Source organism: Rathayibacter festucae DSM 15932 (genome assembly GCF_004011135.1).
GTDB lineage: Bacteria > Actinomycetota > Actinomycetes > Actinomycetales > Microbacteriaceae > Rathayibacter > Rathayibacter festucae.
The window spans coordinates 517,116-542,959 of the sequence record NZ_CP028137.1; the positions used below are offsets into that span (position 1 = coordinate 517,116).

Consider the following 25,844-nt stretch of genomic DNA (forward strand, 5'->3'; position numbering starts at 1 on the left):
GGCGGCGCCCGGGAGGCACCGCCCGGCTCAATGGGGCCGGACGCTCAGTGGTGCCGGAACCGGTCCGGGGAGATGTCCCACGGATCGCGGCCGAGGAGCTCGGCGACCGCGCGGAAGACGTAGCTCTCGATCATCATCCGCTGGTGCCACTCATCGCGGCGGTGCAGCTTCGCCAGCCGCTCGATCGGCACGCGGTACAGCGTGATCCGTCGCGCGGCGTGGTCGACTCGCCAGCGGGCGATGCCCGTGCCCTCGAGCCGGGCAGGATCGACGTCGGGCGTGGAGGCGAGCTCCACCCGGATCCCCGCGAGCTCGTCCGGCCAGGCGTCGCGGAGGTAGTCGAAGGCGGAGCCGATGGTGGTCTCGAAGAAGTCGGCGCGGGTCTGCAGCGGCGGCAGGTGCGGGCCGGTCACGGCGCCGCGGATGCCCCGGCCGTGCCGGTCGCGCGAGCCGCCGCGCACCGAGCTCGACTGACGAGCGGTGGAACGGCGTGCGCGGGGCATTGGACCAGCTTATTGCCCCGGAGCCTCTTGCTACTGTGGCGCGATGGACCGACGGCAGTGCTCGCGCACCGGGTGCAGCCTCCCCGCGGTCGTGACGCTCACCTACGACTACCGGGACTCGCTCGTGGCGGTCGGGCCGCTCAGCCCGCAGCCCGATCCGCACGGCTACGACCTGTGCGCCGAGCACGACCGGCGGCTGCTGGTGCCCCGGGGCTGGGAGACCGTGCGCTACCTCGAGCCGCCGTCGGCCTGAGCGTCCTGCGGAGCCGGAGCGCCCGGTGCAGCCGGAGCGCCCCGCGGAGCCCGAGGCGCCTCGCGCACCGGGAAGCCGCGCGGCGCGTCCGCGAGCACCGGTGCGAGCCGGCTCATCCGCCGGTCGACGAGCTCCAGCGCCCGCTCCTCGCGGCGGCGGCGCAGCGCGGCGACCGCGAGCAGGAAGTCCTCGGCGGGCGCGGCCGGCAGCGGCGAGACGAACGCGGCGGCCTCCTGCGCCAGCGAGCGGGCGAGCTGCGAGCGCGAGGGCTCGGTCATCCCGGAGCGCTGGCGGAGGAACTGCGCGAGCCGGCGCGCCAGGGCGTCGGGCAGCCGCGCCACGTCGGCGGTCGTCGCCCAGCCGGCGAGCGGCGCCGGGACCTCGACGACGAGCGGGGGCGCGGCGGGCACCCGCTCGAGCTGGCTGTGCGTGCCGGCGAGCACGTCGCCGAGCCGGCGCGAGCGGCGCGACAGCAGACCCACCACCGCGGCCAGCCCGCCGGCCGTCATCACGATCTCGAGCACGCCGGTGAGACCCCGGACGAGGGCGTGGCGGAAGCCGATCGCGCCGCCGTCGTCGCGGACGACCCGGGCGCCGACGGCGAGCTTGCCGAGCGAGCGCCCCCGCGTCGCGGTCTCGACGGCGACGGGCACGAGCACGATCGAGAGGACGAGTGCGGCGATCGCGACGGCGGCCGTGGCGGCGGGGTCGAGTCCGCCGTCCCCGGCCAGGACGAAGACCAGGTAGAAGAGACCGAGGGCGAGCAGGAACTCCGCGACGAGGTCGATGATCGCGCCGGCGGCCCGCAGGACGAACGAGGTGACGGGGATCTCGAGGGCGATCGCCTCGCCGGTGACCAGGCCCGCCGTGTCGAAGCCGGCGCTGTCGAGGCGGACGTCGTCGCGGTCGTCGGACATGCAGCAGCTCCCTCGATCGTCGGCCCCGGCTATCATCTCAGCAGATGGACATCGATGCTCTCTCGGCCGCGCGCGGCGGCCAGTGGACCCGCCTGGACGAGCTCGCGCGCAAGCGCCGGCTGACCGGCGGCGAGGCCGACGAGCTCGTGGAGCGCTACCAGTCCGCCTCCGCCGATCTCGCCGCGATCTCCTCGACCGCGGGGTCGACCGCCGTGGGCACGCGCCTGGCCGTCTCGCTCTCGCGAGCGCGGGGCCGCCTGACCGGGACGCGCGGGGATCCGCTCGCCGCGGTCGCCCGCTTCGCCGTCGTCTCGTTCCCCGCCGCGCTGTACCGGATCCGCTGGCTGACCCTGGCCGTCGCGCTGGCGACCGTGCTGGTCGCCGGCCTCTTCGCGGTCTGGATCCTCGGCGACCCGCGCCTGCTCGCCGCGCTCGGCGACGACGAGCAGCTGCGCCGCTTCGCGCAGGAGGACTTCGTCGACTACTACTCCGAGAACCCGGCCGCGTCCTTCGCCGGTCAGGTGTGGACCAACAACGCCTGGATCGCGGCGCAGTGCGTCGCCTTCGGCATCGTCGGCGTCTACGTGCCGTACATCCTGCTGCAGAACGCGCAGAACCTCGGCACGTCGGTCGCCGTGATGTTCCACGTCGGCGAGGGCGACACCTTCTTCCTCTACATCCTCCCGCACGGCCTGCTCGAGCTGACGGCGGTCTTCGTCGCCGCGGCGGCCGGCCTGCGGATCTTCTGGGCCTGGATCGCGCCCGGGCCGCGCACCCGGGGGCAGGCGCTCGCGGAGGACGCGCGGAGCCTGTTCACGGTCGCGATCGGGCTGGTCTTCGTGCTGCTCGTCTCGGGCGTGATCGAGGGCTTCGTGACGCCGGCGCCGTGGCCGTGGTGGCTGAAGATCGGCATCGGCGCGCTCGCGCTCGGCGGCTTCATCGCCTACTTCCTGGTGCTCGGCGGCCGGGCCGTGCGGGCGGGGGAGACGGGCGATCTCGGCCGCTTCGACGCCGGCTCGCGGAGCATCAGCGAGGGCTGAGCGCGAGGTCCGGGCTCAGAGCCGGCCGGTGGCCTTCAGCGCGAGGTAGCGGTCGGCGAGGGCGGGCGGCAGCTTCTCCGGCGAGGCGAGCACCACGTCGCCGCCGAGCCGCCGGACCGCGGCCGCGAGCCGGTCCGCGTCGGCGAGGGAGCGCTCCGCCGCCGCGGCCGCGTAGACCGCGCTGCGGTCGCCGCGGTCGGCGGCCATCCGGGCCAGCTCGGGGTCGATCGCGCAGGCGACGACCACGGTGTGCCGCCTCGTGAGCTGCGGGAGCACCGCGAGCAGCCCCTCCGCCGCGCCGACGGAGTCGAGCGCCGTGAGCAGGACGACGAGCGAGCGCTGCGAGACCAGGGTGCGCACCTGGCCCGGCACGGCCGACCAGTCGGTCTCGATCAGCTGCGGCTGCACGGGGGCGAGCGCGTCGACGACGCGGCTCAGCACCTCCGTGCCGGTCGCGCCGTGCACGCGGGCGCGCCGGGTGCGGTCGAAGGCGAGGACGTCGATGCGGTCGCCGGCCGAGGCGGCCAGCGCCGACAGCAGCAGCGACGCCTCGATCGCCGTGTCCAGGCGCGGCTCGTCGTCGATCCGGGCGGCGGAGGTGCGGCCGGTGTCGAGCACGAGCACCACCCGCCGGTCGCGCTCGGGCCGCCAGGTGCGGACGACGGGCTCGCGGCGCCGGGCGGTGGCGCGCCAGTCGAGCGAGCGGACGTCGTCGCCGCGGACGTACTCGCGCAGGCTGTCGAACTCGGTGCCCTGACCGCGGATCATCACGCTGGTGCGCCCCTCCAGCTCGCGGAGGCGCGCGAGGCGGGAGGGCAGGTGGCGGCGGGAGCGGAACGGCGGCAGCACCCGGACGACCGCGGGCGCGGCGAGGGTCGCCTGCCGGCCGGCCAGCCCGAGGACGCCGTTCGAGCGGATCGTCGCGTGCAGCGCCCGGCGCTCTCCGCGGCGGCGCGGCTCGAGGACCGTGCGGACGGCGCGGCGCTCACCGGGCGGCAGGCGCAGCGGCGAGCGGGTCGCGAGCGCCCCGGCGGAGGGCTCCCACGCGTCGCGGACGATGCCGGTGATGCGGCGCCGTCCCGTGTTCGTGATCAGCAGCGTCGCCTCCGCGCGCTCGCCGAGGCGGACCCGGTCGGGGGTCCGCCGCTCGAGCACGACCGCGCGCGCGGAGCCGGCCACCGCGAGGTCGACGCCCACCAGGATCAGCCAGACCAGCAGCCAGAGCCCGAGCACGGCGAAGGCGACCTCGGCCCGGCGTCCGAGCAGGACGACCGGCACGAGGCCGACGATGAGGACGAGGACGGAGCGTCCGGTGAGGTGCACGGCTCAGACCGGGACGCGGACCTGCTGCAGGATGCCGCCGAGGACGGCCTCCGTGCGCACGCCCTCGAGCTCCGCCTCGGGCTGCAGCTGCATCCGGTGCCGCAGCACGGGCAGCACCATCGCCTGGACGTGGTCCGGGGTGATCGAGCCGTAGCCGTTCAGCCAGGCCCAGGCGCGGCTCGCGGCGAGCAGGGCCGTCGATCCGCGCGGGCTGACGCCGAGCTTCACGCTCGGGCTCTCGCGGGTCGCGCGCGCGAGGTCGACGATGTAGCCGAGCACGTCCGGGCCGGCGCCGACGCGGCGGACGGAGGCCTGGGCCGCGCGCAGCCGCCCCGCGTCCAGCACTGGGTGGACCCCCGCGGCGGCGAGGTCGCGCGGATCGAAGCCGGCCGCGTGCCGGGAGAGCACCTCGACCTCGACGTCCCGCGGCGGCACGTCCAGCACCAGCTTCAGCAGGAAGCGGTCGAGCTGCGCCTCGGGGAGCAGGTAGGTCCCCTCGTACTCGACCGGGTTCTGCGTCGCCGCGACGAGGAACGGGTCGGGGAGGCGGAGCGTGCGGCCGTCGACGCTGACCTGGCGCTCCTCCATCGCCTCGAGCAGGGCGGCCTGCGTCTTCGGCGGGGTGCGGTTGATCTCGTCCGCGAGCAGCAGGTTCGTGAAGACCGGGCCCTCGCGGAAGGCGAAGCCCGAGGTGGAGGCGTCGTAGACCAGCGAGCCGGTGATGTCGCCGGGCATCAGATCGGGGGTGAACTGCACGCGCCGGGTGTCCAGGCCCAGCGAGACCGAGAGTGCGCGGACGAGCAGCGTCTTCGCGACGCCCGGCACGCCCTCGAGCAGCACGTGCCCGCCGGCCAGCAGGGCGATCAGCAGCCCGGAGACGGCGCCGTCCTGGCCGACGACGGCGCGGCCGACCTCGGAGCGGACGCGGTCGAGCTCGCGGCGGAGCTCGTCGTCCGCGATCGGGGGGAGGGAGGAGTCGCTCATCGGAGGGGGCCTTCCGGTCGTTCGTGGTCGGGCTGATCGTGGTCGAGGCGGTCGTGCGCGGGTCGAGCGGTGCCCGGTCCGGCGGTGCCCGGTCCTGCGGCGCCGGGTCCTGCGGTGCCGGCCGCGGCGGTGCCCGTCCGTGGTGCGCGGGCGGCGCGGAGCGCGCTCTCGAAGCGCAGGAGCTCGTCGGAGGCGGCCACGAGAGCGGCGTCGTTCGCCGGCTCGTCGTCGACGAGGAGCCGGCGCACGGCGCGCGGATCGCGCTCGAGCAGGGCCGCGGCCGCCGCGACGACCTCGTCCACTCCGCTCGACGGGGCCAGGCCGAGCAGGGCGGCGGAGCGGTGCAGCGTGCCGATCCGCAGGGCGTCCAGCGCGCGCACCCGGGTGGCGCCGTGGGCGTAGAGGCGGGCCCGGCCGCGGGCGGTCTCGCTCGCGTGCACGACGACGGGCAGCGGCTCGACGGCGAGCGGGCCGAAGCGCCGCCCGCGCCAGACGGCGGAGGCGACGAACACCCCGACGAGCAGCAGCAGCGCCGGAGTGACCCAGCCCGGCGCGAGATCGGCCGGGTCGACGGCGGCGGAGGTCGCGTCGGCCGCGCCGGCGCGGTACCAGACCAGGCGGTCCTCGCCGCCGAGGAGGCCCAGCGCGAGGGCGGCTCGTCCCTCCTCGGCGACGGTGCCGTTGCGCAGGAGGTCGGCGTCGCCGACGGCGACCACGTCGGGGCCGCCGGCCGGGGAGTCGGCGACGAGCGCGAAGGCGTCGTCACCGGACGGGAAGCAGCCCACGGCCCCGCCCTCGAGGACGCGGAAGGTGCTGCCGCCCGCGGGGATCCCCTCGGCGCGCTCCGCGGCGGGCAGCGCGCAGGAGGCGGCGAGCACGCCGTCCTCCTGCGGCGCGCCGGCGAAGGCGACGCCGGGCAGCAGCGCGTCGAGGGCGGCGCCGGACGGCTCGACGAGGACGACCGCGGCGGGGTCCTCGGCGAGCCGGGCGTACTGCTCCTCGTCCAGGGCCGAGCCCGGATCGTCGAGCAGCAGCGTGCTGCCCGGACCGACCGCGCGCAGGGCCTCGTCGAGGGAGTCGGCGCGGACGACGTCGATGCCCTGCTCGCGCAGGACCTGGGCGACCGCGCGGGCGCCGTCCGGTGCCGCGCTGTCGACGTCGAGGTCGGCGGCCGGCACCGGGGAGCCGGTCGCCACGGTCAGCAGGACCGTGCCGACGGCGACCATCGCCGCGAGGAGCGCCCAGATCCGGCCCCGGCGCAGCAGCGCGCCGAGGGTGGGGGAGGAGACGGTGTCGACGGGAGCGTCCGACGCGGTCGAGGCAGCAGGCGCCGTCATCGCAGCGCCTCGAGCGGGACCGGCGCGGCCGCGAGCGCGCGGTCGAGCTCGGCGACGCGCTCGCAGTCCTCGCGCCCGCAGGGCAGGCCGAGGTAGCGGACCCGGTCGAACGCGTCCGCCGAGCGCCGGAGCGCGTCGGCCGAGGCGGGGAAGACGGCGGCGGCCCGGCGGGAGAAGCCGTGCGCGGTGGTGCCGGGCGAGACGGTGAGGATCGTGCGCTCGTCCAGGGCGCGCACCAGGGCGCGGAACCGCTCCACCAGCGCCTCGTCCCAGTCGCCGCGGGCGGCGGCCGCCTCGGCGAGGGCGCGCAGCTCCGCGGCCGAGCGGCCGTCGTCGTCGGCGAGGACCGCCCCGGTCACGCGACTGCGCTGCCGCAGTCGCGGCCGTCCCGCGATGACGAGGGCGACCACGACGAGCACCACCAGCACGAGCACGCCGATCAGCGCCGCGAGCGGCACGCCGACCCCGTCGCCCGGCAGGGTGAGCGAGGTGAACCAGTCGCGCACGGCCTGCACCAGGCGGTCGAACCAGTTCGGCTCGGCGGCGCGGTAGCGCGGGTCGGCGAGCTCCTCGAGGAGCAGCCGGCGGGCCTCCTGCGCATCGGGGTCGAGCGGCGCCGTGACGAGCGCGAGGCGGATCACGGCGCGGTCCGCTCCGGAGCGGGGAAGGGATCGGCGGACTCGCGCCCGGCCGCGCGCTCCTCGACGTGCCGCATCAGCACGAGGTCGAAGCCCTCGCGCCGGATCCGGCGATCGAGGTAGACGAGCCCGGTGACCGCCGACTGCAGCACCGTGCCGACCGCGCCGACGACGAGGCCGACGGCGACCGAGAGCAGCGCCACGACGATGGACGCGACGACCTGCGCGTTCGGATCGGTCGGCGCGACCAGCGCCCCGCCGATCGGGATCAGCAGGCTGAACGGCGTCGAGACGACCTGCCCGGCCGCCTGGATGATGACCGCCATCAGCGCGAGCGCGCCGAACGTCCGCCAGAACCCGCCGGTGACGAGCCGCCAGGAGCGCGCGACCGCCCGGCGCAGCGGGAGCCGCTCGAGCACCAGGAGGCTCGGCACCAGCGCGAGCTTCGTCGCGAGCCAGACGCCCACCGCGGTCGCGGCGAGGCCGGCCAGCACGAGCACCAGGATCCCGCCGACGACGGCACTGGCCCCCGCGTCCTGGGCGCCGAGGAGGAAGAGCGGCACCGAGAGCGCCGCCGCGGCGACCACCAGCACCAGGACGCCGACGCCCTGCAGCACGGTCCAGCCCACCAGCGCCCAGAAGCGGCCGCGGAGCCGCCGGAGCAGCGCGCGCAGCGTCGGCCGCTCGCCGAGGACGGCGCGCGACACCTCGAGCACGACGACGCCCTGCACGAGCGCGCCGGTGGCCAGGGTGACGGCGAGCGGGATCAGCGCCGCGAGCACGACGATCGCCAGCGACCCGGACGCGACGGCGTCCCGATCGGCGACCTCGGCCTGGGTGATCCGGCCGACCGCGAGAAGCGCGACGGCGCCGTAGAGCACGAGGGCGAGCAGCGAGCCGAGGCCCTGCACGAGCAGCGCGACGCCGAGGGTGGTGCGCGGGCTGCGGCGGAGGACCGCGAAGGGCGCGCCGAGCAGGGTGCCGAAGCCGAGCGGCCGCAGCGGGATCAGCCCGGGCTTGGGCGGGGGCGTCCAGCCCTGCGGCGGGGGCGGGCCGGCGGGACCCGCGGTCGGAGACCAGGACACGGGCGCCACCGGTGCGACGGGCGCGACGCGCGGCCGTGCGTCGCCGCCCTCCGGAGCCCCGGCGGGCGGTGGCCACTGAGCTGCGTCGGTCATCCCTCCCATGCTGTCACAGCCGCGCTCGGCGCTCGCGGTCGGGCGCGGCCGTGCTCCCACTCGCGTCGGTTAGCCTGACCCCATGAGCGCGCGAATCCTGGTGGTCGACGACGATGCGGCCCTGGCCGAGATGATCGGCATCGTCCTGCGCGCGGAGGACTGGGACGTCTCCTTCTGCGCCGACGGCACGGGCGCCCTCGAGGCCTTCCGGCGGGCCCGGCCGGACCTCGTCCTGCTCGACCTGATGCTGCCCGGGATCGACGGCATCGAGGTCTGCCGCCGGATCCGCGCCGAGTCCGGCGTCCCGATCATCATGCTGACCGCCAAGTCCGACACCTCCGACGTGGTGCAGGGCCTCGAGTCCGGCGCGGACGACTACATGGTCAAGCCGTTCGACCCGAAGGAGCTGGTCGCGCGGATCAAGACGCGCCTGCGCCCCTCCCAGGTCGCCGCCAACGCCGTCCTGCAGGTCGGCGACCTCAGCCTCGACGTCGCCGGGCACGAGGTCCGCCGCGGCGAGACCCGCATCGGCCTGACTCCGCTCGAGTTCGACCTCCTCCTCGCCCTCGCCTCCAAGCCGCAGCAGGTGTTCACCCGCGAGATGCTGCTGGAGCAGGTCTGGGGCTACCACTACAAGGCCGACACCCGGCTCGTGAACGTCCACGTGCAGCGCCTGCGCGCGAAGGTCGAGAAGGACCCGGACGATCCGCGCATCGTGATGACCGTGCGCGGCGTCGGCTACCGCGCCGGCTCCGTGCTGCCGAGCTGACGTGAGCCTCGCGCGCCGCTTCCGGGCGCCGGCGCTGCGGCGCTGGCCGCGGAGGGTGCTCCGGGCCTGGCGGAGCTCGCTGCAGTTCCGCGCCGTCGCCATCACCGTGCTGCTCAGCGGCATCGCGATCGGCTCGACGGGCGCGTACCTCTCCTACAGCATCAGCGACAACCTGTTCCAGTCGCGGCTCGACCAGGTCACCGGCGACACCTCGCGCGCGACCCGCGCCGCGCAGGGCTACCTCGACGCGGCGACCGTCTCGACCCGGCAGGACATGGAGGAGGTCATGAACTCGGTGCGCACCGCGGTGCGCGACGCCTCCTCCTCCGCCCTGATCGCGGTCGTGCGCGCGCCCGATCAGGAGGCGTCCTCGCTCGCACCGCAGGACAGCTACAACCGCGAGCTGCAGAACGGCGTCATCAGCGACGACCTGCGCGCGCGGGTGCAGGCCGGCGCCGACGGCCAGTACTGGCAGTCGGTGAGCCTCGGCGCCTCGGGCCAGCAGCTCCCGGGCATCGTCGTCGGCTCGACGATCGAGCTGCCGAGCTCCGCGGGGCGCTACGAGCTCTACATCGGCTACTCGCTCGCGGACGCGGAGCGCACGCTGCAGTTCGTGCAGCAGGTCCTCAACATCGCCGGCATCCTGCTGATCCTCCTGATCGGCGCGGTCAGCTGGGTCGTCGTCCGGATCGTGGTCGCGCCCGTGCGGGTGGCGGCGGAGACCAGCCAGCGCCTCGCCGCGGGCGACTTCGACGTGCGCATCCCGGAGAGGGGACAGGACGTGATCGCCACCCTCGCCCGCTCGTTCAACGGGATGGCCGACAGCCTCCAGGAGCAGATCAGCGAGCTCGCCACGCTCAGCCGGGTGCAGCAGCGCTTCGTCTCCGACGTCTCGCACGAGCTGCGCACCCCGCTGACCACGATGAAGCTCGCCGGCGACGTGCTCTACGACCAGCGCGAGGGCTTCCCGCCGGTCGCCGAGCGCACCGTCGAGCTGCTGCACGGCCAGATCGGCCGCTTCGAGAGCCTCCTCGCCGATCTGCTGGAGATCTCCCGCCACGACGCCGGCTCGGCCGAGCTCGAGCTGGAGCCGGTGAACCTGGTGCGGCTGGCCGGCGAGGAGATCGAGGGGATGCGCGGGATCGCCGAGGCGAACGGCTCGCGGCTCACGCTCTCCGCCCCCGGCGGCTACTTCGACGCCGAGATGGACGCCCGCCGCATCCGCCGCATCGTGCGCAACCTGCTCGGCAACGCGGTCGAGCACGGCGACGGCCGCGAGATCGTGGTCACGGTCGACAGCAACGCCACCGCGGTGGCGCTCGCCGTCCGCGACTACGGTCACGGCATGAGCTCCGAGGAGGTGGTCCGCGTCTTCGACCGCTTCTGGCGCGCCGATCCGTCCCGCCGCCGCACCCTCGGCGGCACCGGCCTCGGCCTCTCCATCGCCCAGGAGGACACCGCGCTGCACCACGGCTGGCTGCAGGTCTGGTCGATGCCCGGCCGCGGCGCGTGCTTCCGGCTCACCGTCCCGCGCCGGCGCGGCGAGCGGATCGACGCCTCGCCGCTGCCGCTGCCGCCCGTGGACGCGGGCGAGCAGGCCTACTCCGGCCCCATCGTCCTGCCGCCGCTGCCGCTCGGCGGCGTGCCCGAGCACGGGGTCGTCCAGTGAAGCGCCTGCGCTCCGCGGTCGCCGCCGTGCTGCTGCTGGCCGCCCTCGCCGGCTGCGCGGGCATCCCGCGCGGCGGCGACGTCGGCGTCGGCCGCCCGGACACGGCGCCGCAGGACCTGCAGTACGACTTCCTCCCCTCCGGCCCCGCCGAGGGCGCCGACCAGTTCGAGATCCTCACCGGCTTCATCGACGCGGCGTCGAGCCCGCAGAACAACTACAAGATCGCCCGCGAGTTCCTCTCCACCGGAGCCGACTGGACGCCGGGCGAGCACGTCACCGTCGACGAGGGCCAGCGCTCCTCGACCCAGCCCGGCGCGTCGACGCTCTCGCTCACCATCACCCCCGTGGCCGAGGTCGACGCCACCGGCGTCTACTCCGAGGTCGCGACGACCACCGCGCTGGAGCTGGACTACGGCTTCGTCCAGGAGAACGGAGAATGGCGGATCAGCTCACCGCCCAGCGGCGTCGTCATCGACCGGACCACCTTCGAGCAGGTCTTCTCCACCTACGCGCTCTACTTCTTCGACCCGAGCTACTCCTACCTGGTGCCGGATCTGCGCTGGTTCGCCTCGCGCGCGGACAGCTCGACCAGCACCACGATCGTCACCGAGCTGCTGCGCGGGCCGACGCCGTGGCTCCGCGACTCGTCCGCCGTCGTCTCGGCCTTCCCGACCGGGACGGCGCTCGCCGCCGAGACGGTGCCGGTCGAGGCGCAGCGGGCCGTCGTCGACCTGAACTCCGCGGCGCTCGAGGCCGACGAGCGGCAGTGGCGCCGGATGGCGCTGCAGCTCGGCAGGAGCCTGGCCAACGTCTCGAACGTCACCGGGGTCTCGCTCTCGGTGCAGCAGAACCCGATCGAGATCCCGACCGAGGTGACCGGGCTGCCGACCTCGCCGCGGGTGGACACCCGGCCGCTGGTGCTGACCGACGGCGACTTCGGCTTCCTCGGCTCCTCGGGACTCGCCGAGACCGCCGTCTCCGACCGGATCGCGGCCCTCTCGCCGCGGGCCGCGGTCCTGGGCGAGCAGCGGGGCGCCGACTCGAGCGCCTCGGCGGCCGTCCTCACCTCGGCCGGCGTCTCGCTGCTCACCCCCGGCGTCGACGACGTGCTGCTCGACGCCCGGAGCGGCCTCGCGGCCCCCGGCATGGACCCCTTCGGCTACGTCTGGTCGGTGCCCACAGCGGCGCCGGGCCAGCTGGTCGCCTACTCCTCCGACGGCTCCCGGTCGCTGCAGGTCGCGACCGCCTGGCCGGAGATCGAGTCGATCGCCTCGTTCGCGCTGTCCCGGGACGGCACGCGGATGCTCGCCCTCGCGCAGGACGGGCAGCAGGCGACCGTGCTCGTCGCCGGAGTCACCCGCTCGGCCAACGGCGACCCGATCGCGGTCGGCGAGCCGGTCGTGCTGCGCTCGACCCTCGGCACGGCGGTCGCCGCCGCCTGGACGGACGAGCTCGACGTCGTCTCGGTCGTCCGCGGCTCCACCGGCGAGGACACCGTGACGATGAACCAGCTCGGCGGAGGGGACACCCCGCTGGGGACGACCACCGGGACCGTGCAGATCGCGGCCGGCAACGCCTCGACGCAGATCCGCATCCTCGCCGAGGGCGGCGAGCTGCGCCAGCAGCGCGGCTCGGCGTGGCAGACGGTCGCGACAGGCATCGAGCTCCTCGCGACGCAGACCGGCATGGGGTCCTGAACCCGGGCACACTCGCCCGATGCTGCGCGATCACCTCCTCGACGCCCTCGCCGTTCTGCTGCCGGTCGACTGCCCGGCCTGCGGCCGGCCGGCGACGCGGGTGCCCTGCCCGGACTGCGCAGCGGCGCTCGCCGCCCAGGCGCGACCGGACGTCCGCCGCCTGGGGTCCGCCGACGACCCGCTCGAGGTGCGCGTCGGCGCGGAGTACGCCGGGACGGTGCGGCGGCTCGTCCTCGCGCTGAAGGCGGAGGGGCGGGTGGCCGCGGCGCGACCGCTCGGCGCGCTGCTGCGACCCGTGCTGCTCCAGGCGCTCGACGGCGCTCCGGCGCTGCTGGTCGCACCGCCCGGCTCGCGCCTGCGGCACCTGCGGCGCGGCTTCGACCCCGTCGACCTGCTGGTGCGCGCGGCCGGCGGGCGCCTCGCCCGGCCGCTCACGAGGACCCGGCTCGCGCTCGACCAGGTCGGCCTCGCCCGGGCGGAGCGGCGCGCGAACCTCGACGGCGCGTTCCGCGCCAGGCGTCCGCTCGACGGCGAGCGGATCCTGCTGGTGGACGACGTGGTCACCTCGGGGGCGACCCTGCTCGAGCTGCGCCGGGCCGTCCGCGCGGGCGGGGGAGACGTGGCGGGGGCGGTCGCGCTCGCGGGGACCCCCGGCGGCCGCAGCGCGACTTCCTGATGAACTCCCGGGGACGATCCGGTGACCACGGGTCTACGCTCGGGGGACGGCGTGAACGGTCCGCCCGGAGAAAGGCGGCACGCCGTACTCGACTGGGAGGTTGTCATGGACATCGACATCACAGGCCGCAACATGGGCATCACCGATCGCTTCCGCGCCTACGCGACGGAGAAGTCGGAGAAGATCGCCCACCTCGCCGACCGGGCGCTCGCGCTCGAGATCAAGGCGAGCCGTCACAGCGAGGGCAAGGGCGCCGCCGGCGGCGACCGGGTCGAGCTCACGCTCATCGGCAAGGGGCCCGTGGTGCGGGCCGAGGCGAGCGGAGCCGACAAGTACGCGGCCTTCGACGTCGCCCTCGGGCGCCTGCTCGAACGGGTCCGTCGAGCCAAGGACCGCAAGAAGGTGCATCGCGGTCAGCATCGGCCGACCTCGCTGCGCGACGCGGCGGCCGACGACTTCAGCGTCGTCGCGATCCAGCCGGCGGACGCCGAGGTGCTCGAGCGCCTGAGCACGGGCGTGATCCCCGTGCAGGAGGAGCCGGCCCCGGAGCCGGTCGCCGCGGACGAGGACGACGCGGAGGAGCCGTACTGCCCCGTCGTCATCCGCAAGAAGGTCTTCCCCTCCGTCTCGATGAGCGTCGACGACGCCGTCGACTACATGGAGCTGGTCGGCCACGACTTCTACCTCTTCATCGACGCGGACACCGACCGCCCGAGCGTCGTCTACCGCCGCAAGGGCTGGGACTACGGCGTGATCGGCCTCGGCGACGAGTCGGACGCGCAGCCCGAGGCCGCCGCGGTCTGACCCGGGAGCCCCCCGGAGGTCCGCCTCCGGGGGGTTCTTCGCGCCCTGTCGGACCGCGCACAGCCCGCCCCGGCTAGTGTGGTTCCGTCCGCGCCGTGCCGTCGGGCACCTGTCTTCTACGTTTTGGAGTACCCCGTGGCCTCAGTTCTCGAAAAGGTCCTTCGCGTCGGGGAGGGCCGGGTCCTCCGCCGCCTCGAGAACTACGCGAAAGCCGTCAACGCCCTCGAAGAGGACTTCACGCACCTCAGCGACGAGGAGCTGAAGAACGAGACCGTCGAGCTGCGCGAGCGCTACTCGAACGGCGAGTCGCTCGACGACCTGCTGCCGGAGGCCTTCGCGGCCGTCCGCGAGGCGTCGCGCCGCACGCTCGGCCTCCGCCACTTCGACGTCCAGCTGATGGGCGGCGCGGCGCTGCACCTCGGCAACATCGCCGAGATGAAGACCGGTGAGGGCAAGACCCTCGTCGCGACCCTGCCGGCGTACCTCAACGCCATCGCGAGCCGCGGCGTGCACATCGTCACGGTGAACGACTTCCTCGCGAACTACCAGTCCGAGCTGATGGGCCGCGTGTTCCGCGCCCTCGGCATGACGACCGGCGTGATCCTCTCCGGCCAGACGCCCGAGCAGCGCCGCGAGCAGTACGCGGCCGACATCACCTACGGCACGAACAACGAGTTCGGCTTCGACTACCTCCGCGACAACATGGCCTGGCAGGCGCAGGACATGGTCCAGCGCGGCCACTTCTTCGCCGTGGTCGACGAGGTCGACTCGATCCTCATCGACGAGGCGCGCACCCCGCTGATCATCTCCGGCCCCGCCTCGGGCGAGGCGAACCGCTGGTTCGCCGAGTTCGCCGGCCTCGCCACGCGCCTCATCGAGGGCGAGGACTACGAGGTCGACGAGAAGAAGCGCACCGTCGGCGTGCTCGAGCCCGGCATCGAGAAGGTCGAGGACTACCTCGGCATCGACAACCTCTACGAGTCCGCGAACACCCCGCTGATCTCCTTCCTCAACAACTCGATCAAGGCCCGCGCCCTGTTCAAGAAGGACAAGGACTACGTCGTCCTCAACGGCGAGGTGATGATCGTCGACGAGCACACCGGCCGCATCCTGGCCGGCCGCCGCTACAACGAGGGCATCCACCAGGCGATCGAGGCGAAGGAGGGCGTGCAGGTCAAGGCCGAGAACCAGACCCTCGCCACCGTCACGCTGCAGAACTACTTCCGCCTCTACGGCAAGCTCTCCGGCATGACCGGAACGGCCGAGACCGAGGCCGCCGAGTTCATGTCGACCTACAAGCTCGGCGTGGTCTCCATCCCGACCAACCGCAAGATGCAGCGCATCGACAACGCCGACCTCGTCTACAAGAACGAGCAGGTCAAGTTCGAGCAGGTCGTCGAGGACATCGTCGAGCGCCACGCGGCGGGCCAGCCCGTCCTGGTCGGCACGACGAGCGTCGAGAAGAGCGAGTACCTCTCCCGCCTGCTCGCCAAGAAGGGCGTGCGGCACGAGGTGCTGAACGCCAAGAACCACGCGCGCGAGGCCGCGATCGTCGCCCAGGCCGGCCGCCTCGGCGCCGTCACCGTCGCGACCAACATGGCCGGCCGCGGCACCGACATCATGCTCGGCGGCAACGCCGAGTTCCTCGCGGTCACCGAGATGTCGACCAAGGGCCTCAGCCCCGTCGACACCCCCGAGGAGTACGAGTCCGCGTGGGACGACGTCTTCGCGGGCGTCAAGGCCAAGGTCGCCGAGGAGGCCGAGAAGGTCCAGGCCGCCGGCGGTCTCTACGTGCTCGGCACCGAGCGCCACGAGTCGCGCCGCATCGACAACCAGCTCCGCGGCCGCTCCGGTCGCCAGGGCGACCCGGGCGAGAGCCGCTTCTACCTCTCGCTCACCGACGACCTGATGCGCCTGTTCAACTCCGGTGCGGCCGAGGCCCTGATGGGCCGCGGCAACGTGCCGGACGACATGGCGATCGAGTCGAAGGTCGTCTCGCGCGCCATCCGCAGTGCGCAGTCGCAGGTCGAGGCGCGCAACGCCGAGATCCGGAAGAACGTCCTCAAGTACGACGACGTCCTCAACCGCCAGCGCGAGGCGATCTACTCCGACCGCCGCCACATCCTCGAGGGTGACGACCTGCACGAGCGAACCCAGAAGTTCCTCGTCGACGTGATCGACGAGATCCTCGAGGTGCACACCGGCGAGGGCAACGGCGACGACTGGGACTTCGACGCGCTCTGGACCGAGCTGAAGACCCTCTACCCGGTCAGCCTGTCGATCGACGAGGTCGTCCAGGAGGCCGGCAGCCGCGGCCGGATCAACAAGGAGTTCATGCGCCGCGAGATCCTCTCGGACGCGAAGCTCGCCTACCAGGGCCGCGAGGAGCAGCTCGGCGCCCCCGCCATGCGCGAGCTCGAGCGCCGCGTCGTCCTCTCGGTGATCGACCGCCGCTGGCGCGACCACCTCTACGAGATGGACTACCTGAAGGACGGCATCGGCCTGCGCGCGATGGCCCAGCGCGACCCGCTGGTCGAGTACCAGCGCGAGGGCTTCACCCTGTTCCAGCAGATGATGGGCCAGATCCGCGAGGAGACCGTCGGCTTCCTCTTCAACCTCGAGGTCGAGGTCACCCAGAAGCAGGGCGAGGTCGCCGGCGTCGCCGCGAAGGGCCTCTCCGAGCCGGTCGCTCCGGTCGAGAAGCTCAGCTACTCCGCGCCGAGCGACTCGGGTGGCGTCGAGGTCCGCGACCAGCGCGGTCGTGTGCAGCAGGCGGCGACGGCCAAGGCCAGCGCCGCGGCGGCCCGCGAGGCGCGCCCGGACGACGCGGAGGACGCCGCGACCACCGGCGCCTTCGGCCAGCAGACCGGCGGCTCCGACGAGACGCCGAACAACCGCCAGGAGCGCCGCGCGCAGACCAAGCGCCGCTGACCCCGGCCCTGCCGACCGGCACGACGAAGGCCCCGGCTCCGGCCCTGCTCACGCGGGGTGCGGGGCCTTCGCCGTCGGCCGCGTCAGGTCAGACGCGGTGCCGCACCAGCGCCGAGACGAAGCCGCCGGCGAAGGTGTCGCCGAGGCCGATCGTGGTGGGGCGGTCGGTCTCGAGCACGAGGCCGGGCGTGCAGACGGCCTGCAGCCGAGCCGTGACCGCGGTGCAGACCGCGAGTCCGCCGGGCTGCGCCGGCAGCTGCGCGACGCGGTCGTAGTCCGCGGCGGTGATGCCGTCGCCGAGCAGGTAGCGGGTGCTCGCCATCGTCACTCCGCCCAGGAGCGCCGCGCGGTAGCGCTCGGCCTCCGCTCCGACGGCCGCCGACCAGTGCCGGGTGTGCACGACGAGCACCGGGCCGGGGAGCAGCGCCGAGGCCGCGCCCAGCGCCTCGACCACGGCGTCCGGGTCGAGCAGGTCGAGCCGGTGCCCGAGCAGCGCCTGCAGCTCGTCCTCGTTCATGCTGACGACGTCGACGCAGCCGAGCAGGGCGGAGCGGGCCCGGTCCTGCAGGGCGGGCAGGTGGAACCCGGCGTCCTCGTAGATCACGTCCGCGGAGGCGGGCAGCGCCGCGAGGTGGCGCTGCAGCGTCTCCAGCCGGTCCGTCAGCACCGCCCCGTCCTGGATGCTGTTGAAGCCGGAGACCAGGAAGACGCCCGCGTCGGCCAGCACGCCGCCGAGTCCCTCCGCCAGCAGCAGCTCGCGGTTGGGCGGGTCGTTCGCGAAGATCACCCGGTTCGGGTGCGGCGCCACCAGCACGCGGTCGCCGAGGAGCACCCGGGCGCCCCGCGGGAACTGCACGATCAGGTGCGGGTCGGTGCTGTCGGCGGTCGCGCTCGAGACGTACTCGGTGCCCACGGGCAGGAGCCGGCGGACGTGGTCGTCGATGCTCACCAGGTGCTGCACCGCGGCGAGGCCGTGCACGGCGAGCGCGTAGCCCGCGCGCACTCCCGTGCCGCCGAGGGTGATGCGCCGGGGGAAGCGCTGCGCGAACTCCTCGACGATGCGGGAGGAGGAGGCGAATCTCTCCCCTCCCGCACCGTCGGCGAGGAACGCGAGGAGCGCCACGACGAGGTCGCGCTCGGTAGTGACCGGCGCCGTCCTCGTCAGCTCGTCCGCGCGGATCCCGTACTCCTCCGCGAGCGCCTGGACGACGTCGTCGTCCCAGTCGATCTCGTAGTCGACGGTCCCGCCCAGTCCGAGCACGATCCTCTCGTTCACCGCGCTGCTCTCCTGCGTCTCGCCGGGCCTAGTAGAGCTCGGCCTTGCCGGCGGAGCCGAACAGGTCGATCTTCTCGGCGGCCGTCTCCTTCATCGCGGCGATGGAGGGCGGCTGGATCGTGTTCGGCTCGCGGACGGAGGGGTCGGCCAGCACCTCGCGCATCTTCTTGTGGTACGCGGCCTTGATGTCGCTGGAGATGTTGATCTTGTTGACCCCGCGCTTCACCGACTCCGCGATCTCGGCGTCGGGGTTGTTCGAGCCGCCGTGCAGGACGAGCGGCACGGCGACGCGCTTCTTGATCTCGGCGAGCAGGTCCAGCTTGAGGGCGGGCTTCATGGACGCCGGGTAGAGGCCGTGGCTGGTGCCGATGGCGATCGCGAGGCTGTCGACCCCGGTCGAGGCGACGAAGTCGACCGCCTCGTCGGGCTCGGTGTAGATGATGTTCGCGGCGCCGTCCTCGGCCTCGTTGTCGGTCTTGCCGATCGTGCCCAGCTCGCCCTCGACCGAGACGCCGACGGCGTGCGCCGCGTCGACGACGCGCTTGGTGATCGCGACGTTCTCGTCGTAGGGGAGCATCGAGCCGTCGATCATCACCGAGGTGAAGCCGGACTTGATCGCGAGCAGGACCTGCTCGTAGGTGGCGCCGTGGTCGAGGTGGATGGTCACCGGGACGCTGGAGCGGTGGGCGCGGGCGATGATCGCGTGCAGGATGTCCACTCCGGTGTGGCTCAGCTCGTCGGGGTGGATCGCGATGAGCAGCGGGGAGGCCTTCTCCTCGCTGATCTCGAACAGGCCGTTCATCATGGCGTAGTCGCTGACGTTGAACGCCGGGACGGCGAAGCCGTTCGCATTGGCGACGTCCAGCAGGTCTTTTCCGGAAACAAGCATTCTCTGACTGTCCTTCTCGTGGTGGTGGTGGTGTTCCGGACGCGCGGACGCGCGCCTCAGCTCTTGACGGCCCCGGCGGTCATGCCGCCGATGAAGTACCGCTGGAAGAAGAGGAAGAGGAGGAGGACGGGAACGCATCCGAGGATGCTCATCGCCATCATCTCGTTCCACTCGTAGGAGTTCTGGCCCATCAGCAGCTGGATGCCGATCGGCACCGTGCGCATGTCGTCGGTGCGGGTCAGGGTGAGCGCGAAGAGGTACTCGTTCCACGCGATCATGAAGGTGTAGACGCCGACCGAGACGATCCCGGGGATCGCGATCGGCACCAGGATCCGCCAGAGCACCGTCATCGGGCCGGCCCCGTCCATCCGCGCCGCCTCGTCGAGATCGCGGGGGAGGGTGTTGAAGTAGCCGGTCAGCATGATGATCGCGTAGGGCAGCGTGAAGACCAGATAGGTGAGGATCAGCCCCTGATAGGTGTTGTAGAGCCGCAGCGTCACCATCAGCCCGAAGAACGGGATCAGCAGGGTGATCGGCGGCACCGCCTGCACGCTGACGATGATGATGTTGATCGGCCGCTTGAAGCGGAACTCGTAGCGGCTGAACGCGTAGGACGCGAGGATCGCGACGACCAGCGTCAGCGCGACGACCGCGAGGGCGACGACGTAGCTGTTGATGAAGAAGCGGACCTTCGTCGGGTCGCCCAGGATCCCGGCGTAGGCCGAGAACGAGAACGTGTCGGTGATCAGCCGGGGCGGGTACTCGAAGATCTCGGTGTTCGACTTGAACGAGCTGGCGGCCATCCAGACGATCGGCAGGCCCGCGAAGGCGGCGCCGATCAGGAGAAGGACCCAGACCCCGGCCTTCGCGGCGAGGAGCCGCGGCGTGCGGACGGCCGGGCGGGTGGCGGTGGCGGTCACGTCAGTCCCTGGCTTTCTGGTTCCGCACGTAGAAGAACGCGAGGACCATGGTGAGGAGGAGGATCAGGACGGCGCTCGCCGAGGCCACCGAGAACTCGTAGCGGCTGAACGCGAGCTTGTAGGTGTAGGTGCTGAGCATCTCGGTCGCGTCGATCGGGCCGCCGCCGGTCGTCATCCAGATCAGCGCGAACTGCTGCGAGGTCCAGATGATGTCGAGCACCGACATGCTGATGATGATCGGCTTGAGCTGCGGGATCGTGACGTTCCAGAACCGCTGCCAGGCGGTCGCCCCGTCGACCTTCGCCGCCTCGTAGAGGTCGTGCGGGATGCCCTGCAGACCCGCCAGCAGCGTGATCATGTAGAACGAGTAGCCCGCCCAGATGTTGATGAAGGTCACTGAGAGCAGCGCGGTCGCGGGGGAGGCGAGCCACTCGATGCCCTTGTCGGTCAGCCCGAGCGAGATCAGCGCGTAGTTGATCACGCCGTTGGGGTTCAGCAGCAGCCGCCAGAGCACCGCGATGATCGCGACGGTGAACAGCCACGGCAGGACGTAGACCACGCGGAAGAGCGACTTGGCGACGGTCGGCACGAGCGGCGAGTTGAGCAGCATCGCGAAGCCGAGGCCGAGCACCAGGTGGGCGGCGACGCTGACGCCGACGAAGACGATCGTGTTGCCGGTGGCCGTGCGGAACTTCGGATCGCCGAGGACCTCGAGGTAGTTGGCGAGTCCGACGAAGGCGGGCTTCGGGTTCGTGATGACGTTGTCGAAGAACGAGTACCCGATCACCAGCAGCACCGGCACGAGCATCAGGACGAGCATCACGATCGCCGTGGGGGAGAGGTAGAGGTAGGGCGCGAGGTCGCGGCGCCTCCGGCGGCCCGCGGGGGCGGGGGCGGGCGTCCCGGAGGCGGGACGCTGGGGGGCGCTCAGCAGGGAGACCACGGCGCTCCTCCTTCGATCGGGGACGGGGTGAGGGGGGACCGCGCCGCGGGAGAGGACTCCCGCGGCGCGATCGGGGACGGACGGGTCACGGCTCAGAACTCGCCGAGCCAGGCTTCCTGGGACTTCTCCAGCGCCTCGTCGACGCTCTGGTCGCCGTTGAGGGCGGCCTGCAGCTGCTCGTCGAAGTCGCGCATCAGCTGCTCCGCGACGGGCAGGCCGACGAACTCGTTCGCCGGGTAGCCGGCCGAGTAGATGTCGAAGGCCTCCTGGTACAGCGGGTCGCTGTCCGAGAAGTCCGGCGTGGAGGCGGTGTTGCCGGGGAAGGCGTTCGCCAGCGTGGACAGCTTGGAGTTGGTGTCGGCGCTCATCAGGAACGACACGAGCTTCGCGGCCTCGGCCGGGTGCTCGCTGCTGGCCGAGACCCCGATGCCCCAGGAGGCGAAGGGGATGCCGCGCTCGCCGCTGAAGCCGTCCTCGGCCGGGATGGCCGAGATGCTGAACTTCAGGTCGGGGTTGGACTCGCGGATGGTGGCGATGTGCGACAGGGAGTCGATCATCATGCCGACCCGGCCGTTGGTGAACTCCTCGACCTTGTCCTGCTCCTTCATCGTCGCGGCGCCGGGGGCGATCACGCCGTCGGCGTCGAGCTGCGCGATGTAGTCGACCGCGCTGGTGACGGCGTCGTTGGTGAGGTCCGGCTTGCCGTCGTCGAGCATGCTGCCGCCGGAGGCCCAGACCCAGGACATGACGTCGTTCTGGATCCCGTTGGGGGCGTCGCTCGAGAGCGGGAGCACCCAGCCGCTGGTGTTGTCGCCCAGCGCCGTGATCGCCTTGGCCGCGGACTCGAACTCGCTGCGGGTCGAGGGCGGAGCGCTGACGCCCGCCTCGGAGAGCAGGGCGTCGTTGGTGAAGAGCGGGTAGACGAAGTTGACGACCGGGACCATGGCGGTCTTGCCGTCGACGACGACCGTCGAGGAGAGCTGGCTCTCGTCGAAGCCCGCGTCCGAGAGCAGCGGGGCGAGGTCGGCCAGCGCGCCCTGCTTGGCGAAGTCGCTGATCCAGGCGCCGTCCAGTCCGACGACGTCGGACATCGTGCCGGCCGCGGCGCCGGCGAAGAGCTGCTCCTTGGTCGAGGCGTACGGGCCGCTGAGCAGGTCGACCGTGATGCCGGGGTTCGCGGCCTCGAAGTCGTCCATCAGTCCGCGGAGGGCGCCGTCCGAGAGCTCGGGCTCCCACCACTGCGCGAATTCGAGGGTGACGTCTCCGCCTGCCGCGGAGTCGCCGCCACCCTGGCTGCAGCCGGTCAGCATCGTCGCGGCGAACGCCGCGCTGACGGTGAAGACGACGGCTCTCTTGATGCGAGCACCTTTGCTCATGTCACTCCCTGCAACTCTGCAGTTATCTGCTGTTGTGTGCGCATTCTTGCGCTTGTGTTCTGCGAATGTACCTGGCGATGCGTGGTCGTGCAAGAACCGGCAGGAAATTGCCGAGATGTGCGACAAACGAGGACCAGACCGCAGGATTCACCGCGATCCGAGTGCGACAAGTTGCAGGATCCGGCACGGCGGTGTTAGACAACGCACATGCCCGACACCGACGACGCCCCCGCCGCGAACGACGTCCCGCTCCGTCTGCCGGCCGGCCGGAAGGCCGATCTGGCCGCCTACGTCGCCGAGGCGGGCGAGGTCACGGTCACCACGCTCGCCCGCCGCTTCGCGGTCTCGGCCGACACCGTGCGCCGCGATCTCGACCAGCTCGACGCCGACGGCTACCTCGTCCGCACGCACGGCGGCGCGGTGAGCCTCTCGGTGATGCCCGCGACCGAGAAGCGCCTGGACGTGCGCCTGGGCATCCAGCGCGGCGCGAAGGAGAAGATCGGCGCGCTCGCCGCCGGCCTCGTCGAGAACGGGGCGGTGGTGATGCTGAACGCGGGCACCACCTCGCTGGCGGTCGTCCGGCACCTCAACGACCACCGCGAGCTGACCATCGCGACGAACAACCTGCGCGTCCCCGCCGAGATCGGCTCGAAGACCTGCCGCGACCTCTTCGTCTTCGGCGGCGCCGTCCGCCTCGGCGGCCAGTCGACGGTCGGGCCGGTGGGCTTCGCCGCCGCGGAGCCGGGCGGCGCCGTCGACCTGCACTGCGACATCGGCCTGATCTCCGTCGGCGCCGTGTCCGCCGAGAACGGCTACTCGACCAGCAACCTGGCGGAGGGCGTGATGATGAGCGAGATGATCGCCCGCTGCGAGCGCGTGGCGATCCTGGCCGACCAGACCAAGTTCGGCCGCACCCTCTTCGCCCAGGTGGCGGAGCTCGGCCGGGCCGACTACCTCGTCACCGACGCGCCGCCGCCGCCGGAGCTCGAGGAGGCGCTGCGCGAGAAGGGCGTCCAGGTGGTGCTGCCGCCGGTGGCTCCCGTCCGCGAGCGCTGACCCGGGAGTGCCGGCGTGCGAGCGCCGAGCCGCGAGCGCCGGCCGGTCTCAGAGCACGTTGATCGCGGTCGCGCGCCAGCGGGCGTCGGTGCCCTCCAGCCGGATGGCGACCGCTCGGGTGCGGACCCGGTTGTGCACGAGGACGACCGCCTCGACGATCCCGTCCCGCGGCTCCGTGACGACGACCCGGCCGACGGTGGACGGGAGGCGCTGCGTCGACCGCCCCTTGAGGCTGCGGGCGCGGGCGGCCATCACCACCCGCTTCTGCAGATGCCGGTAGACGTCGTCGCTCAGCCAGCGGGCCAGCTGGTCGATCTCGCGGGAGCCGGCCAGAACCTCGACCACCTGCAGCGTCAGGCAGGCGAGGATCGGCTCGGGATCGGGCAGCTCCGCCCGCGTGGCCGGCTGCGGGGCGAAGAACGCGGCGGTCGACGTCGCGGGGGCCGCCGCGTCGGCGTCGAGCGGCAGGGTGCGGTAGTCGAACGCGTTGGTGGGGTGGATCATGCGGCGTGCTCCAAAGGCAGGACGAGCGACTCACGGTTCGGATCTCCTCTCGGCTCGGGCGGTGCGTGCCGCAGCAGGACGAGCGCGACGGGGTGCCCTCATCGAAGCAGCCGAGCGATGCTCACGTCAGGCTCAGCGCCGGACTGTGGATAACCGGGCGCGGGGCACCGCAGGTGCGGTGCGCGCGATGACGGGACCTAGGCTTGTCGGGTGTCGACCCTCAGTGATCTCGTTCTCTCCCACGGCCGCTCCACGGACGCGGACGTCGAATGGCTGCACCTCCTCGTCGGCGACCTCCAGCTCCTCGCCGACCTCGCCTTCGCCGACATCGTGCTCTGGGTGCCGACCGCCGAGGGTGGCTTCGTCGCCGTCGCGCACGCCCGGCCCTCGAGCGCGGCGACGCTCTTCTACCGCGACTTCGTCGGGCAGAAGATCAAGGCGGAGTGGCGCGCCCAGGTCGCCGAGGCCTTCGAGAGCGCCCGCATCGTCGACACCTCGGCCCCGGACTGGTTCGAGGAGACGCCCACCCGGGTTCGCGCCGTGCCGGTCATCCGGCGCCTCGGCGGCTCCGACAGCGCGACCATGGATCAGCCGATCGCGGTCGTCACCCGGCACACCAACCTCAGCGAGACGCGCACGCCCAGCCGCCAGGAGCTGACCTTCAACGACTGCGCGAACGACCTCTTCTCGATGATCGCCTCGGGCGACTTCCCCGACCTGGGCGCGCCGACCGGGCCCCGGCGCGGTGCCCCGCGCGCCTCCGACGGCCTGATCCGCCTCGACGTCGACGGGATCACGACCTTCGCCAGCCCGAACGCGCTGTCGGCGTTCAACCGCATCGGCTTCGCGGACGAGCTCGAGGGCGAGTCGCTCGCCGAGGTCACCACGGGCCTGGTCGCCGGCAAGGTCGTCATCGACGAGTCTCTGCCGCTGGTCGTGACCGGCCGCGCGCCCTGGCGCACCGACATCGAGGCCCGCGGCGTCACCGTCTCGCTGCGCGCGATCCCGATCCGCGACCGCGGGGAGCGTGTCGGCGCCGTCGTGCTCTGCCGCGACGTGACCGAGCTGCGCCACCAGGAGCGGGAGCTGATCACCAAGGACGCGACGATCCGGGAGATCCACCACCGGGTGAAGAACAACCTGCAGACCGTCGCGTCGCTGCTGCGGATCCAGGCCCGGCGCACCCACTCCGACCTCGCCCGCGAGGCGCTGACGCAGGCCATGCGGCGCGTCGCGGCGATCGCGGTCGTGCACGACACGCTCTCCGAGGGGCTCGCGCAGAACGTCGACTTCGACGCGGTGTTCGACCGGGTGCTGCTGCTGATCGCCGAGGTCGCCTCGACGCACAACACCACCGTGCACCCCACGTTCACCGGCAGCTTCGGCGACCTGCCGAGCGAGTACGCCACTCCGCTCGCCCTCGCGCTGACCGAGCTGGTCACCAACGCGGTCGAGCACGGGCTCGCCGGCCGGGAGGGCGACGTCGAGATCGTCGCGACCCGCGGCGACGACGAGCTCACGGTCAAGGTGCGCGACACCGGCGTCGGACTGCCCGAGGGCAAGGTCGGCTCGGGTCTGGGCACGCAGATCGTGCGCACCCTGATCCAGGGCGAGCTCGGCGGCACGATCGACTGGCACACGCTGGTCGGCCGCGGCACCGAGGTGACCATCGAGGTGCCGCTGCGCTGGCTGAAGGGCCCGCGGGTCTGAGCCGGACCGGTGCGAGCCGGACCGCTCCGCGCCGCGCGGCCCCGGCTCCCGCCGGGCGTCCCCGGGAACGGCGCGACCCCCGCTGCCGGAGGGCGAGCGGGGGTCGGGGTCGTGCGGTGCCGGGCGGTCCCGGTGCTACGAGGCGCGGCGGGCGCGGGCGGCGCGGCGCTTGAGGGCGCGGCGCTCGTCCTCGCTGAGGCCGCCCCAGACGCCCGAGTCCTGACCGGTCTCGAGGGCGTACTGCAGGCAGACCTCGGTGACGGTGCAGCGACCGCAGACGGTCTTCGCCTTCTCGATCTGGTCGACCGCGGGTCCGGTGTTGCCGACCGGGAAGAAAAGCTCGGGGTCAGCGGTGAGGCAAGCGGCCTTGTCGCGCCAGTCCATGCGGGTGCTCCTTGTGTGACAGCGTGCGTGGAGGAACCACGCAGTGTTCGGGTGGGATGATCGAGTC

The 25,844-nt window shown here is 73.0% G+C and carries 24 protein-coding genes; 10 read left to right on the forward strand and 14 right to left on the reverse strand.

The features are described from left to right. Nucleotides 1-44 precede the first annotated feature (44 nt). Complete coding sequence (locus C1I64_RS02495; RefSeq protein ID WP_123734335.1) at nucleotides 45-503, reverse strand: metallopeptidase family protein; 459 nt, start codon at nucleotides 501-503, stop codon at nucleotides 45-47. Nucleotides 504-546: 43 nt separating this feature from the next. Here C1I64_RS02495 and C1I64_RS02500 point away from each other — a divergent pair, with 43 nt between their 5' ends. Further along, nucleotides 547-756 (forward strand): DUF3499 family protein, encoded by a 210-nt coding sequence (locus C1I64_RS02500; protein WP_123444386.1) that lies wholly within the window; start codon nucleotides 547-549, stop codon nucleotides 754-756. Here C1I64_RS02500 and C1I64_RS02505 read toward each other — a convergent pair. After that, entirely contained in the window at nucleotides 732-1,673 is a 942-nt protein-coding gene (locus C1I64_RS02505; protein WP_127886103.1) for an RDD family protein, read from the reverse strand. The genes C1I64_RS02500 and C1I64_RS02505 overlap by 25 nt on opposite strands. A gap of 44 nt (nucleotides 1,674-1,717) precedes the next feature. On the opposite strand from C1I64_RS02505, the gene C1I64_RS02510 reads away from it, so the two are divergent. Further along, a complete protein-coding gene (locus C1I64_RS02510; RefSeq protein WP_127886104.1) occupies nucleotides 1,718-2,713 on the forward strand; it encodes a stage II sporulation protein M in 996 nt (331 codons plus the stop codon). Nucleotides 2,714-2,728: 15 nt separating this feature from the next. On the opposite strand, the gene C1I64_RS02515 is transcribed toward C1I64_RS02510, so the two are convergent. Genes C1I64_RS02515 through C1I64_RS02535 form a run of 5 tightly spaced genes read right to left on the reverse strand, consistent with a single transcriptional unit; the run spans nucleotide 2,729 to nucleotide 8,173 of the window. Then, nucleotides 2,729-4,036 (reverse strand): DUF58 domain-containing protein, encoded by a 1,308-nt coding sequence (locus C1I64_RS02515; RefSeq protein ID WP_127886105.1) that lies wholly within the window; start codon nucleotides 4,034-4,036, stop codon nucleotides 2,729-2,731. Between the two features lie 3 nt (nucleotides 4,037-4,039). Further along, a complete protein-coding gene (locus C1I64_RS02520; RefSeq protein WP_123735248.1) occupies nucleotides 4,040-5,020 on the reverse strand; it encodes an AAA family ATPase in 981 nt (326 codons plus the stop codon). Beyond that, nucleotides 5,017-6,357, reverse strand: a complete 1,341-nt coding sequence (locus tag C1I64_RS02525) for a DUF4350 domain-containing protein (RefSeq protein ID WP_127886106.1) — start codon at nucleotides 6,355-6,357, stop codon at nucleotides 5,017-5,019. Before C1I64_RS02525 ends, C1I64_RS02520 begins: the two co-directional genes overlap by 4 nt. Further along, nucleotides 6,354-6,998 carry a DUF4129 domain-containing protein gene (locus C1I64_RS02530; RefSeq protein ID WP_123444392.1) on the reverse strand — a complete coding sequence of 215 codons (645 nt, stop codon included), beginning with the start codon at nucleotides 6,996-6,998 and terminating at the stop codon, nucleotides 6,354-6,356. The genes C1I64_RS02525 and C1I64_RS02530 overlap by 4 nt, the downstream gene beginning before the upstream one ends. Beyond that, nucleotides 6,995-8,173: a hypothetical protein gene (locus C1I64_RS02535; protein WP_127886107.1), complete on the reverse strand. Its 1,179-nt coding sequence runs from the start codon at nucleotides 8,171-8,173 to the stop codon at nucleotides 6,995-6,997. Before C1I64_RS02535 ends, C1I64_RS02530 begins: the two co-directional genes overlap by 4 nt. Nucleotides 8,174-8,255: 82 nt before the next feature. Here C1I64_RS02535 and mtrA point away from each other — a divergent pair, with 82 nt between their 5' ends. From mtrA to secA, 6 genes are all read left to right on the forward strand, one after another. Then, nucleotides 8,256-8,942: an MtrAB system response regulator MtrA gene (mtrA, locus tag C1I64_RS02540; RefSeq protein WP_123444394.1), complete on the forward strand. Its 687-nt coding sequence runs from the start codon at nucleotides 8,256-8,258 to the stop codon at nucleotides 8,940-8,942. Nucleotide 8,943: 1 nt separating this feature from the next. After that, nucleotides 8,944-10,611, forward strand: a complete 1,668-nt coding sequence (gene mtrB / locus C1I64_RS02545; protein WP_132435837.1) for an MtrAB system histidine kinase MtrB — start codon at nucleotides 8,944-8,946, stop codon at nucleotides 10,609-10,611. Next, on the forward strand, nucleotides 10,608-12,308 hold the full coding sequence (locus tag C1I64_RS02550; RefSeq protein ID WP_127886108.1) for an LpqB family beta-propeller domain-containing protein: 1,701 nt from the start codon (nucleotides 10,608-10,610) through the stop codon (nucleotides 12,306-12,308). Before mtrB ends, C1I64_RS02550 begins: the two co-directional genes overlap by 4 nt. A 19-nt stretch (nucleotides 12,309-12,327) precedes the next feature. Continuing rightward, entirely contained in the window at nucleotides 12,328-12,984 is a 657-nt protein-coding gene (locus tag C1I64_RS02555) for a ComF family protein (RefSeq protein ID WP_127886109.1), read from the forward strand. A gap of 105 nt (nucleotides 12,985-13,089) precedes the next feature. Further along, nucleotides 13,090-13,788 (forward strand): ribosome hibernation-promoting factor, HPF/YfiA family, encoded by a 699-nt coding sequence (gene hpf, locus C1I64_RS02560; protein ID WP_127886110.1) that lies wholly within the window; start codon nucleotides 13,090-13,092, stop codon nucleotides 13,786-13,788. 135 nt (nucleotides 13,789-13,923) lie between these two features. Then, on the forward strand, nucleotides 13,924-16,719 hold the full coding sequence (secA, locus tag C1I64_RS02565; RefSeq protein ID WP_127886111.1) for a preprotein translocase subunit SecA: 2,796 nt from the start codon (nucleotides 13,924-13,926) through the stop codon (nucleotides 16,717-16,719). Nucleotides 16,720-16,807: 88 nt separating this feature from the next. On the opposite strand, the gene C1I64_RS02570 is transcribed toward secA, so the two are convergent. The 5 genes from C1I64_RS02570 to C1I64_RS02590 all read right to left on the reverse strand — a co-directional run bounded on the left by C1I64_RS02570 (nucleotide 16,808) and on the right by C1I64_RS02590 (nucleotide 22,123). Beyond that, complete coding sequence (locus C1I64_RS02570; RefSeq protein ID WP_127886112.1) at nucleotides 16,808-17,995, reverse strand: ADP-dependent glucokinase/phosphofructokinase; 1,188 nt, start codon at nucleotides 17,993-17,995, stop codon at nucleotides 16,808-16,810. 28 nt (nucleotides 17,996-18,023) lie between these two features. Then, nucleotides 18,024-18,884, reverse strand: a complete 861-nt coding sequence (locus tag C1I64_RS02575) for a ketose-bisphosphate aldolase (protein WP_123444400.1) — start codon at nucleotides 18,882-18,884, stop codon at nucleotides 18,024-18,026. A gap of 56 nt (nucleotides 18,885-18,940) precedes the next feature. After that, nucleotides 18,941-19,804: a carbohydrate ABC transporter permease gene (locus C1I64_RS02580; RefSeq protein WP_207901631.1), complete on the reverse strand. Its 864-nt coding sequence runs from the start codon at nucleotides 19,802-19,804 to the stop codon at nucleotides 18,941-18,943. 1 nt (nucleotide 19,805) lies between these two features. Continuing rightward, a complete protein-coding gene (locus tag C1I64_RS02585) occupies nucleotides 19,806-20,747 on the reverse strand; it encodes a carbohydrate ABC transporter permease (protein WP_244209383.1) in 942 nt (313 codons plus the stop codon). 92 nt (nucleotides 20,748-20,839) lie between these two features. Continuing rightward, nucleotides 20,840-22,123, reverse strand: a complete 1,284-nt coding sequence (locus C1I64_RS02590; protein ID WP_127886113.1) for an ABC transporter substrate-binding protein — start codon at nucleotides 22,121-22,123, stop codon at nucleotides 20,840-20,842. Between the two features lie 207 nt (nucleotides 22,124-22,330). Between C1I64_RS02590 and C1I64_RS02595 the strand changes: the two genes are divergently transcribed. Then, on the forward strand, nucleotides 22,331-23,179 hold the full coding sequence (locus C1I64_RS02595) for a DeoR/GlpR family DNA-binding transcription regulator (protein WP_123444402.1): 849 nt from the start codon (nucleotides 22,331-22,333) through the stop codon (nucleotides 23,177-23,179). Between the two features lie 48 nt (nucleotides 23,180-23,227). Here C1I64_RS02595 and C1I64_RS02600 read toward each other — a convergent pair whose 3' ends face one another. After that, nucleotides 23,228-23,683, reverse strand: coding sequence for an Rv3235 family protein (locus C1I64_RS02600; RefSeq protein WP_244209384.1), 456 nt, complete (start codon nucleotides 23,681-23,683; stop codon nucleotides 23,228-23,230). A 210-nt stretch (nucleotides 23,684-23,893) separates the two neighbouring features. Here C1I64_RS02600 and C1I64_RS02605 point away from each other — a divergent pair, with 210 nt between their 5' ends. Continuing rightward, nucleotides 23,894-25,393, forward strand: a complete 1,500-nt coding sequence (locus tag C1I64_RS02605; RefSeq protein ID WP_123444403.1) for a sensor histidine kinase — start codon at nucleotides 23,894-23,896, stop codon at nucleotides 25,391-25,393. A 135-nt stretch (nucleotides 25,394-25,528) separates the two neighbouring features. Here C1I64_RS02605 and C1I64_RS02610 read toward each other — a convergent pair whose 3' ends face one another. Then, on the reverse strand, nucleotides 25,529-25,777 hold the full coding sequence (locus tag C1I64_RS02610; RefSeq protein WP_056045195.1) for a WhiB family transcriptional regulator: 249 nt from the start codon (nucleotides 25,775-25,777) through the stop codon (nucleotides 25,529-25,531). Nucleotides 25,778-25,844 lie beyond the last annotated feature (67 nt).